General features: G+C 52.7%; 11 protein-coding genes. 4 read left to right on the forward strand and 7 right to left on the reverse strand.

Annotated features, from left to right (window positions below; genetic code table 11):
* Window positions 1–167: 167 nt before the first annotated feature.
* Window positions 168–881: a hypothetical protein gene (locus tag AC0QH1_RS17195; RefSeq protein ID WP_324632463.1), complete on the forward strand. Its 714-nt coding sequence runs from the start codon at window positions 168–170 to the stop codon at window positions 879–881.
* Between the two features lie 181 nt (window positions 882–1,062).
* Here the strand turns inward: AC0QH1_RS17195 and AC0QH1_RS17200 are convergent, their stop codons facing one another.
* From AC0QH1_RS17200 to AC0QH1_RS17210, 3 genes are all read right to left on the reverse strand, one after another.
* Window positions 1,063–2,412, reverse strand: a complete 1,350-nt coding sequence (locus tag AC0QH1_RS17200; protein WP_324632464.1) for a glutamate-cysteine ligase family protein — start codon at window positions 2,410–2,412, stop codon at window positions 1,063–1,065.
* Window positions 2,413–2,484: 72 nt separating this feature from the next.
* Entirely contained in the window at window positions 2,485–3,741 is a 1,257-nt protein-coding gene (locus AC0QH1_RS17205; protein ID WP_324632465.1) for a molybdopterin molybdotransferase MoeA, read from the reverse strand.
* A gap of 140 nt (window positions 3,742–3,881) precedes the next feature.
* Window positions 3,882–4,127, reverse strand: coding sequence for a DUF7219 family protein (locus AC0QH1_RS17210; protein ID WP_324632466.1), 246 nt, complete (start codon window positions 4,125–4,127; stop codon window positions 3,882–3,884).
* Between the two features lie 315 nt (window positions 4,128–4,442).
* On the opposite strand from AC0QH1_RS17210, the gene cobO reads away from it, so the two are divergent.
* A complete protein-coding gene (cobO, locus tag AC0QH1_RS17215; RefSeq protein ID WP_324632467.1) occupies window positions 4,443–5,114 on the forward strand; it encodes a cob(I)yrinic acid a,c-diamide adenosyltransferase in 672 nt (223 codons plus the stop codon).
* 56 nt (window positions 5,115–5,170) lie between these two features.
* Here the strand turns inward: cobO and AC0QH1_RS17220 are convergent, their stop codons facing one another.
* From AC0QH1_RS17220 to AC0QH1_RS17235, 4 genes are all read right to left on the reverse strand, one after another.
* On the reverse strand, window positions 5,171–5,851 hold the full coding sequence (locus AC0QH1_RS17220; protein ID WP_324632468.1) for a hypothetical protein: 681 nt from the start codon (window positions 5,849–5,851) through the stop codon (window positions 5,171–5,173).
* A 125-nt stretch (window positions 5,852–5,976) separates the two neighbouring features.
* Window positions 5,977–6,237, reverse strand: coding sequence for a hypothetical protein (locus tag AC0QH1_RS17225; protein WP_324632469.1), 261 nt, complete (start codon window positions 6,235–6,237; stop codon window positions 5,977–5,979).
* 187 nt (window positions 6,238–6,424) lie between these two features.
* A complete protein-coding gene (locus AC0QH1_RS17230; RefSeq protein WP_324632470.1) occupies window positions 6,425–8,161 on the reverse strand; it encodes an ATP-binding protein in 1,737 nt (578 codons plus the stop codon).
* Window positions 8,162–8,517: 356 nt separating this feature from the next.
* A complete protein-coding gene (locus AC0QH1_RS17235) occupies window positions 8,518–9,318 on the reverse strand; it encodes a glutathione S-transferase family protein (protein ID WP_324632472.1) in 801 nt (266 codons plus the stop codon).
* 534 nt (window positions 9,319–9,852) lie between these two features.
* Between AC0QH1_RS17235 and AC0QH1_RS17240 the strand changes: the two genes are divergently transcribed.
* Both AC0QH1_RS17240 and AC0QH1_RS17245 read left to right on the forward strand, forming a co-directional pair.
* Window positions 9,853–10,407: a COP23 domain-containing protein gene (locus AC0QH1_RS17240; protein WP_324632473.1), complete on the forward strand. Its 555-nt coding sequence runs from the start codon at window positions 9,853–9,855 to the stop codon at window positions 10,405–10,407.
* Between the two features lie 6 nt (window positions 10,408–10,413).
* Window positions 10,414–11,250: a S1 family peptidase gene (locus AC0QH1_RS17245; RefSeq protein ID WP_324632474.1), complete on the forward strand. Its 837-nt coding sequence runs from the start codon at window positions 10,414–10,416 to the stop codon at window positions 11,248–11,250.
* Window positions 11,251–11,344: the final 94 nt, after the last annotated feature.

Raw genomic sequence — 11,344 nt, forward strand, 5'->3', positions numbered from 1 at the left:
GGGGGGAGAACTCCTCCCTACGCATAAATGACGAGGGTTTCCGTTCTCCCCCTTACCAACCCTAATTTCTGATGACAGTAACTAGGTAAAAAAACGTGGCAAAGGCGTCATCAAATAAGCAGCAACTGGTTAATTTAATCCGAAATTTAAACTCAATTGGAGCGGATATGAAAGTTTTAAAGCAGCTTTCTCGGCAGAAATACCGGGGAAGCAGCGGTTGGCTGTTGGCGCTGACCGTGGCGATCGCTTTGCTGATCTGGAATTGGAAACTGCTGATTGCCACCAGTGCGGGCGTGGTGGTGATGCTGTTAGTATATTTAATGCAGGACTGGGACTGGCAGGCAGTGGGGTCCCAACTGCGGCGATGGTTGCACGGAGCCAATCGTCACATGGCGATCGCGGTCTGCACTGGCGGATTAACCACCTTTAGCACCTATATGGCGGTTTCCATTTGGCTGGCGGCAGAAAATCCTTGGCTGGCAACCGGTGCGATTCTCCAAGGTGTAGCCACAATGGCTACCTTAATCCTGGTGGTGTGGCAACTGATGAATTCCAAAACCCACCAAAATGAAGCCACGTTAAACGATTTATCCTTTCATCTCGGCGATGCCGACCCCCTGAAACGTCTGATTGCGGTGCGCCAGATGACCCGCTTGATGAAAGGAAGCGATCGCTCCACCCGTCGAGAAATTGCCGAGTATTTTCGCGTCATGCTCGCGCGCGAAACCGATGGGGCGGTGCGCGATGCTCTCCTCGATGGCATGCAAGGAGTCCAACCCCCTCAATCCTTAGGCGTCGGCGCGCAACCCCTGTCCATTCCCTCCCTGAAAAAGCGATCGACCCGTGAGATTCGCCGCCGGATGTATGAATGCGAAGAGTAGAGAAATGGCCTGGGCTTCCCTCTCCCTTCGCACTTTTAAATTGCATAAAATTTCAACAGAATGAATAGACCCGATGCGGCTCGATTCTTTTAATCGCATCTCTGCGGAGTCTCAGTAAGTGCGTTCCCCCCAGGGGGAACGAGTTAAATAATCAAAAGGTGAGGTAAGCAAATTAGATGTTTTAGGCCGGGGTGCTGTCGGAGAGGGGAACCTCGGGCAAAGATTGTAGGGGAGCTTGTTGGGAAAGGGAATCCACCTGTTCCTCTAGACGATCGCAGGCAAAGCGCACCAGACGCAAACCCTCTTCGCGCGAGAGGCGATCGCTGACGGGGGGAAATTCGGCTAAGATTTCCGCTTCCGTGGTTCGATCCTGTCCCAAATCAAACAGCAACAGGGCTTCGAGTTCATTAGCTTGCGGGTCGCGAGAGTCCGCCGCAAATTCGAGAATCGAATCCAAATAGGCTTTTACCATAGCACTGTTGACCCCTTCGGTCACCGCCGCATAAAGCAATTCTCCATTCATGTATTCGAACGGCGGCACCGAGAGGCGATCGCCGTTCAATTCAAACTTGCACACTCCCGGTTTCGGTTGCACGGCGATCCGATCGCGCTGCACTCGGGACGCCACATGATAAATCAGGGCGATCGTCGCCAAAATCGCTTGCGGATAATTACTATCGATAGCGCGCATTTCCACTGTGCCCAAATTATTCAACCGCACGGGATTCCAGCCGGCTTTGAGCAAACTCCCGCCCGACTTGCCAAACAGGTCGCGATCGATCCGCGCTTCATCCATTGCCCGCATCCAGGCATAATACCGCTGGAAGTGCAACTCCACCAACCGTTCCACCGAATCGGCATAAGGCATCAAGCCGCCCACGGAGGGCAAATGAGTATAAACTCCTTCCCAGCCAAACTTGTCGCTGCCGCGATAGCGAACGATGTGATAGGCTAAGCCGAAGGCTTTGCCTTCATAATAGGGACAAGACCGACTCAGGGCGATCGCTGCCGAATCGAGGGCGGTGGCCAAATTATAAATATTCACCAATTCTGCGCGCGCCGCTGCTGTGGACTCATAGGACACCCCAACGCGCGGATCGATGGTATTGGGTGCCACTTCTAAATGCAGGTGGGTTCCCGTACATTTTCCCGCATTCAAAAACCGTTCGTAGCCCACGGTGCGAACCTGTAGGTGGTAATTGAGCTTATCCCGAATCGCCGGTATCAGGTGCAACGGATAACTGGCGAGGGGATAGAGTCGCAGACCCATTGTTTTGCCCACGGCGATCGCCAGTTTTAGATGTTTCAGATAGGATCTGGCGAGTTCGGTGGGGGTATGAGCTGGGGGGGTATTCACCTCAATCATCCCCTTCACCCACTCACCGACAAAATAGCGGGGATGCACGCCTTCTTTTTCTCCCCGTTGATGACAAGCTTGCAAAAATTCATCGGCGCGATTTGAGGGAACTCCCGTTTCATCGACGAGGAAGAATTCTTGCTCCATGCCGATGCGGCGTTGACCTCTCTCCATAATCTTTTTAACCTCTATTCTTGGGCGTTTCTGAACCGATTTGGGAACCGAAAACCATCAATTGTTGCCGATTTAGGCGACAATCGGGGAACCAATTGGTAATACTTGAAGGGTTTCACCGGTGGCGATAAATTGTTGTCCCACTGGCACCACGGCTAACCCGGTGGTTTGGGATAGGTTGATTAAATTGCCCGAACTGTGACTCCCGCCGGCGAGGGTAAATTCGTAACCGCTAGACCCCTGCTGTAGCTGACCCCACAAATAGGTTTCTCGCTGTCCCCCCGCGCGCAAATCTTGTCGCGATCGCGCCTCCAGGAATATCGGTTCCCACCCGGATGCCTTGCCGGCTAGCTTTTTCATTGCCGGTTGCACGAACCGCCAAAAGGTGACTAAGGCAGACACCGGGTTTCCGGGTAAGCCAAAGTAAACCACCGACAAGGGGTCGCGGTGAAAGCGAGCAACGGTCAGCGGTTTTCCCGGTTTGATGGCCACTTGTTTTATGTGAATTTTACCGCCTAATTTTTCTAAAATTTCTTCCACATAATCGTAATCCCCCACAGAAACGCCACCGGTGGAGAGGACCAAATCCGCTTTAGTCATAGCTGAGGCGATCGCGTTTTCCAGGGCGTCGGGGCGATCGGGAATAATCCCCATTGCGATCGGCACCCCGCCTAAGGCTTCCACGGCGGCGGCGAGGGCATATTGATTCGAGTCTACCAATTGTCCGGGTTGCAAGGGTTGACCTGGTGGCACTAACTCGTTTCCTGTGGATAAAATCGCCACCCTCGGACGTCGATATGCCGAGATTTGGGTACACTGCGCGGTAGCTAAAACGGCGATATCCGGCGGCCCTAGAAGACTTCCGGCGGGTAAGAGTTCGGTTTGCGCTTGATAAAATGCGCCTTTGCGACGCACGAATTCCCCGGGTTCGGATGGGGGGGCTAAAATCTCTACGCGATCGCCTCGGCGGCGGGTGTTCTCCTGCATGATGACCGTATCTGCACCCCGGGGCATCATCCCCCCGGTGAATATTCGCGCCGCTTGGCCCCCTTGAATCTCTACCTGGGGCGGTTTCCCGGCGGGAATCTCTTCTACGACTTTCAGTTCTACGGTGGGCGAGGCGCTACTGTGTGCTACATCTTCATAGCGCAGGGCATAGCCATCCATTGCTGAGTTATCCCAATGGGGAAAGTCTAAATCCCCCGCCATCGGTGCGGCTAAAATGCGCCCCGAGGCAGAGAACAGATCGAGACTTTCCCTATCCCGTTGGGCATCCAGGGGTTGAACTAAATCTAAAACAATCGCTTCGGCTTGTTTGACTGGCAACATAGTGATTTACTTCCCATTCACACCTATGCAGCCAGTTTACCGCTTTTATAGTAGAAAGTTGTCCCCGACAATTCGCGAGACCCAAACTAGAAACTTAACTCATTGTTGGGTGGGTTTCTGTCTTTCCCACTGTGGTTTTTTTATTCGGTTTCATTGGGTATTTCTCCAATTCTTAACTGCTTTTTAGTTTTTTTCAAGTCTTTCCACAGGCTTTTAATTTCTTGGTAGGCTTCTTCCGGTGAAATTTTTCCCCCGGTTTCTAACCCACAAATGAAATTGACTTTTTGGGTGAATTCTTGCAAATTTGCATCAAAGGCTAAATTTTCTGGCGTGAACTTGCCATAATAGCGACTCCGAGGATATAGAAAATCAGATTTTTCTGACATGGTTTCCTCCAGCTTAAGAAGCTTGTTAACGATGACCTGGGCCACTGGGGGGGCGCAACCGGCGTCCCTTCCCATTTTGCCCCTCGGGGTTTTTTTTAGAGTAAGACAAAAGTCTCTGATATTGTGTAAGGGGCTTTATTTTTAATTTAACCTATCCTTAATCTATAGCCAAACTTACCTTAACCCTGAAGGGACTGGAAGTCAGTGGGGGCGGGGGGATGGCCCGATTGTGGGGAAGTTTCGAGGGCTGGTTTTGCCACGATCGCGAATGGTTCTGGCAGATGTAAGCTAAAGAGGGTGTTCCAGGAACGAGCTATGCAACAAAATCCAGATTTAGGGCAAAAAGATTTAGCAGTGGATGACTCTGGCGAGAAATCCGAGTCCTCCCTGAACTCGGCGCAGTACAAAAGCAAGATGCAACGCCGCAAGGAAGTGCAAGCGCAGCGTTTAGCTTCAGCAAACCGCGAAAAAGGACTGGTGATTATCCACACCGGCAATGGGAAGGGAAAAACCACTGCGGCGTTGGGTATGGTGCTGCGATCGCTCGGTCATGGCTATCAGGTGGCGATCGTCCAATTTATTAAAGGCGCGTGGGAACCGGCGGAAAAAGAAATTTTCAGCCGGTTTAGCGATCGCTTGGAGTTCCACGCGATGGGAGAAGGCTTTACCTGGGAAACTCAAGACCGCGATCGCGATACTCAAATGGCCCTCGCGGCTTGGGAAAAAGCTTTGCAGTTTATCCGCAACCCAGACTACAAACTGGTGTTGCTCGATGAAATTAATGTAGCGATGAAACTGGGTTATCTGTCGGTGGATCGGGTGCTTGCCGGTTTAGAGGAAAAACCCGGCGATACCCACGTGATTCTCACTGGTAGAGGCGCACCCGCCGCCGCGATCGCGCGGGCGGATCTAGTCACGGAAATGACCCTGGTGAAGCATCCGTTTCGCGAGCAAGGGGTGAAGGCACAACCGGGAATCGAGTTTTAATGGCGGCGCAGGGGGAGGACATAGGGGCGATCGCTGTCCACCCCCTGCAACCTTTCCTACTCGGGCCAGATTTGGTCTTGATAGTTCTCCTTGCATACCCCCAAAATCCGCCGATCGTTGTCGCTGACGGTGGGGATTGGATGGAATCCTTCCAATCTGGGCATGTCGGGGGTGGGATTTTCCCCAGATGCGGCGATTGGATAGTCCTGGATGCGGATGGCGTAAAGATGGTGGGTGCGATCGTAGCTATTGACTACGGTGAGCGCTAATTTCTGTTCCTCCACATTGCCGTAAAAACAGTCAAATGAGGAAAGTGGCATGTAAAATGCTCCCAGAAGTCGGTCCGATCGCAGCTCGAATACCATATATGCCTGCCCGAGTTGTTCCGGTTCTCGAGATTGCCCGTACAGGTAAACTCCATCGGAAACTGGGGTGGACTCGGGTGGGACGGCGGTTTCTTCCGTCGCGTCGGATTCCGGGGCCTCCGGAATGGCGGTTTCTCCCTCAGTGGGTTCCTCCCTGGGGGGGATGGTGGTGGCGGGGTTGTTCCGCGCGGGCATGGACTGCGCTGCGTTTTCAAAGGCGATCGCGCCGATCGCCGTCTGGGCGATCGCCAATCCCATACCAACCCCTGCGCCGATCGCCCCTTTTAGGAGGCGAAATTTTCCCTGGGATTTTTGTTCGGATTGCGCCTGTGCAACTGTATGCTTGTTTGAATAGAGCGATTGATTAAGCACCCTCTTTTTCCCCCTAATCTGTAGAATTTAAAATGCCTTGGCTGTTATGTTTCCAAAACGGCGATTTATCTCTTTGTTTGGATCCAGAGCCGTCTTCGGTCATTACCGAAGTTCTTTACAATTGTTTACATTCCGACGGGGAATCCACCCCGGTTCCCGAGGGAGGGTGAATTTCCCCCGGTCTGCACTACCGGCGATCGCTTCGTTCTTCGTCGGTTATACAGGCAGTGGTCGCATGGCCAACCCCGCGTCGGATGGATGAAGAGCAAACGAATGACTTCTATTGTAACCGTTTCGTCGTCGCAATTCAAGTGGGTTTCTACCCGTTTGGCAAAATGCCATTTCCCGCTGAGTGAGTAACTTTCCCCTTGCTTAAGTAACGTCATAAAACTTAATAGTGAGGTAGGGGCGGCCCGTTTCCTCCACCCAAAAGCCGCGATTTTCGGAGGAAAAATTACCCTGGTTTTTGCCACAAAATGGCCTATTGAAGCGGGGGATTGAAATCGCAGGTTGAATCGAAATCCGTGCTATTTAAACCCATTAATTCCTGCGATTTATCCTCGGAATTGTCCCTCAGAATCCCAAATCATTTTTTGCCGATTCAGCCGCTCTCAATACCCTATCTTTGTGCATTCCTTCCCAATCCATAAAGCCAATTTCCTGATAGAATTTTTCGTCATAAGCGCGGGTGCGAACCACCACCGGCATGGGAATCGCGTGACCGAGGATAAGCGCCTGTTGTTTGGAATCGAGTTTGGCGAGGACGGATTTGAGATTTTGACCGCCAGAAACCCCGGTAAAAATAGCTTCGATGTCCTTTTCATCGTTGAGCAAAGCGGTGATGCGGGTTCCCACTTGGGACATGACTTCATTATCGATACCCGAGGGGCGCTGGTCTACAATTAATAAGGTGACGAAGTATTTTCGCATTTCCCGGGCGATGGTGCCGAAAATGGTTTGACGGACCGTGGCGGTATCGAGAAAGCGGTGGGCTTCTTCGATGGTAATCACTAATTGACGGGGGCGATCGCTGGGATTTTTCGTCTGCAAAAATATTTCCGACTGTTCCACATAAGCTCTATGAATTCGGCGGCTAATGACATTAGTGGCCAACATATAAGAAAGCATGTTTGACTGGGAACCAAATTCGATGACCACATGTTTGCCCGCATCCAGGGTATCGAGAATTTGCTTCACATAGTTTTTCGGACAAGTATTGCGGATGTATTTGAGTTCGTCCAGGCGACCGAGTTTGCGCTGCAGGGCCATCAAGGAAGATTTATTTCCCCGCTTTTCATCGCAAAAATTCTGGATATCTTCATTAGTCATGGCTAACAATTGGGTAATCCAACTGTTGCCAAATTCGTTGCGAAGGATAATTGCATTTTCGATACTAGCTTCTGAGAGATTTAATTCCCGCGCGACTAAGCCAATATCTTCTACATCAATTTGGTCGTAACCGATATACAATTCTTGCGCGTCGCGCACTCCGCGTCGCCGGGTGGAGTCTGGATCTAAAGTGTAAATATCCACTTGTCCGGGAAAAAGCTGGCGCAAGCCTTTTACGGTGCGGAATTGTTTTCCTTCGGTGGCGGCTTCCCAGCCATATTCCGAGTGCATGTCAAAGATTAAATTCACCGCTGCTTGTTTGCGGATAATACCAGAAAGGAGCAGACGGGTGAGGAAGGATTTGCCGGTTCCGGATTTACCGAATACGCCGTTACTGCGTTCTACAAAGCGATCGAGGTCGATACAAACCGGCACTTCCATGTCTAGGGGTTGACCGATCGCGAAATTCCGGCGATGCGGGTCATCTTCCCAACCAAAGACTAAGCGAAAATCCCGTTCTGTGGCGTCGTAAACCTGGGAAAAATGACTGGGAATGGTTTTAACCGGGGTTAACTCCATTGGGGCGCGGGTGTAGCCTTCATAGGAGGCTAAGGAGGTGTTCTTTTGGCGTCTGGAACTCTGGGTTTTCAGGATAGACTCGGGACTCCAGCCGGTTTGCTCGTTTTCTGGGGTGAGCATTAACATGGGAGAGAGCTCGATTTTGCCGTAGGTGCTGCTTCCGGCGAGCACTTCCTGCATGAAAAAGTCTTCTTGGTGGGGGGGATTGATGAGAATGCGATCGCTGGTTGTGCCGAGACAAACATCGGTGAGCAAGCAGAAAAAATGCGATCGCACCCCGCGCACCACGAGGAATTTTCCCACACGCATATCTTCAACTAAAACATCGGGATGCAGTTTGACTTCTAATCCGTCGCTGAGAGAACCTTGGATGACTGAGCCTAAAGGTTGATCCTGATTCATACGGCAATATTGAATGAAAAAAGTTCAAGGGAATTTTGCGGTTGACTCGTTGATAGAAAATTCTACTGGGTTTTGCGGCGCAACGATAGACCTCAGCGCAATAGAGTAGAAAAAATCTCGAGTTTGCTGTGGGTTTGGCAAAAAATATCGGGTGGGACAAAGGGGAATTGGCAGGAATGGAAGCAGCCGGCGGGCAAATTCTGTTTCGAGTGTACGTGGCTGGTTGTCAGTTGTCAATCAAGGGCAATGAGTGGATTGAGTGGCGGGGGGAAAGCATACCCACCCGGGGGAGGCATTCCCAGGCGGGAACCTGGGAAAGAATCATATCCAATTCGGCGGATATGGGTGGGAAAGCCTTATTCTATGTCAATAGAGGTGGGGCGTTGGTCGCCAGAGGGCATGGGGGTGGCGGGGACTAAGGGTTTGCGGAATTCGGCGTAGAGGCGATCGCGCCACTGGAAAAAGGGTTCGTAAAGCGGATTGTCCGCAATGCCGGGAACTCCTTTACCGCGAAGTTTTTCCGGAATATCCAGATACGGGCCATTGGGGAATTTCAGCACGATGGACAATCCCGCTACAGTAAAATCTGCCAAAGTGGGCGCGTCGCCGGTTAAATAGGGGCTATCCTCTAGGATGAGGCACAGGGCTTCTAGGTCTTGTTTGATAGAATCATCCGCCGAGGTGACGGCTTCTGGGGTTGCGCCGAGACCGAATCCGAGGGTTTTGAGCAAATCCGGGGGGACGGCTTCGACCAGGTTTTTCACCAAATCCGGGGTGTCTGGGGGTAACAGGGCGCTGCGGAAGCTTTGGTCTTTGCTGATTCCGCTAAATAAGACAGTGCGGCTTTTGGTTCCGATGGATTCATCGGCCCATTCTTCCATCATCAGGCACAGTCCCCGCTGTTTGCCTTCGGTGGGGATAATTGGGCGGTCCGGATACTGTTGGTCGAGATATTTGGCGATGTTGGTGGAGTCGGCGATGATGGTAGACCCATCTTTGAGTACCGGGACCTGTCGCTGTCCGGAGAGTTGATAGACTTCGAGTTGTCCGACGCCGGGGGTGACTTCGATTTTTCGGTACTCCAGCCCTTTGTAGTCCAGGATCAGCCGGACTTTTTCGCTGTATTGGGAAACTTCAAACTGATATAGCTCTAGCATGGAAATGCTCCTATGGCTGTTTTGGTGATTCCTCCCTGGTATAGCAAATTTTACAAAAGTTCATAAATTTTTCTTTACAATTTTTTCCCAGGGGGCGCGGAGGGGTGCGGTTCGCGGGTTATTTTATGTGAGGCAATACACACCCCGGAGATTAAATTCTCTGGGTTAATGCCTCTAGCAACCCCCGCCATTTTAATCCCCACCGGGTTGGAGTGGCATCAGAAATCCCGGTTTTGTCTATTTATGCATTGCTCACATGAGCGAGGGTACAAGTTATGCGATCGCATCGCATTGATTGGGGGGGGAGGCGGTAGCTCTGGAGGGTCGTTCCCCCCTGGGGGGAACCAGTTATGGGTAGGAGCCTGGGAACGAGTTGGACGAGTTGGAGGTGAGGAATAGAGGGTTTGAAGGTTCCTCACTTGGAGGGGCAGCGGGCTTGACAAAACCCGGGGAAAACGAGATAATTGAGATAGGCTAGGCAGCTTATATCTTAAAACCCATGAAACCCTGGTACAGCCAGGGATGGAGCGGACAATGAAAAATAGAAGATTGACTCGAATCGGGATGGGGTTGGCGCTGGCGATCGCGCCGCTGGTAGCAGTGGCGCAACCGGCGGAGGCGGGAGCGGACAAATATTTTTGTGCCGAACTCGGCGGCATATACCGCACCTTTGCCAGAACGCCGCGCGGGAACGTGCCGATGATTAGCTGGGTTTCCAATACGAATCCGGAGTGGCCCTCGCGGCGGCGCTGTATCGAGGTGTCGAAACGGTTCGAGCGGTACTACGACAACGGCATGCGGTATTTAGGCACCGGCATCGTGAATAACGAATCGGTGTTATGTGCGGTGCGCCAGCAGGGGAATGCCTGCAATGAAGACAACCTGCTCGTTACCCTATCTCCAGGGATGGACCGCCATCAAGCGGCGCAGCGACTCTTGGATATGCGGGGGTTGGCGGCGGGGCGCACCTTGGAATTAAACGGGGAGCAAGTGGCGCGCACGGTGAATGGGGAAATTTACTATAACATCGACCAATGGCTGAACCAGATGCCGGCAGAAGAGGCAACCCTGACCCCAGAAGGAGAGTAGCAACAGGTGCATAGGGCCAAATCCGGTATCAATTGGCGCTGGGGGTTGGGGATAGCCTGTGGGGGAGTTTTCGCCCTGGGCGTCCTCCTGGAAGTCCCCCAGCAGCGCGCCACCGTCGGCCCCCAGCAGCCCCCCACAGCGGCAACCCCGCAGGCGAGGGACTTGCAGCAGGTGGCGCAGTCGATTTCCGTGCGAATCCTGGCCGAGGAACCCCTGGGAAGCGGGATTTTGATTCGCCAGGAAGGGGCCACATATACCGTGGTGACTAACGAGCACGTATTGCGGTTCGCTTCCCCGCCCTATCAGGTAGAGACGCCGGATGGGCGGCGCTATCCCCTCACGCAGATGCGGCGCGGGCCTTCCCTGGAAGATAACGACCTGGCCCTGTTGCAGTTTCGCACTCCCGGGGCAGACTATGCCATTGCCCAAGTAGGCACCCATCTCACCCCCGGAGAACCGATGTTTGCCGGCGGGTTCCCCTGGGACAGTCTTTCCGGGGAGGGGGAGAAGGGGTTTGTCTTCCGCAAGGGAACCCTGTGGCGGGTATTGGACCGGGCCTTAGCGGGAGGCTATCGCATTGGATATACGAACGAAATCGAAAAAGGCATGAGTGGCGGGCCATTGCTGAACCAACAGGGGGAAGTGGTGGGGATTCACGGCATGCACGCCTATCCCCTGTGGGGCGACCCTTATATTTATCCCGATGGGTCCCAACCGGAAGCCTCCTTGCGAGACCAGATGACTCGTTACAGTTGGGGCATTCCCATGCAGACCCTGCGGGAGTTAGCTCCCTTTTCCGCCAAGGGGCAAACTGCGATAATATATTTCTCGAATGGAAGGTAGCCCTGTCAGCACCCCGTTCTAAAGAGACGGGGCTTCTAGCCCCTGACTTTAGGTAGCTGACCAGCCTAAGCCCTACGAGGGCTACGTTCAGAGT

This window comes from Phormidium sp. CCY1219 (assembly GCF_055795085.1).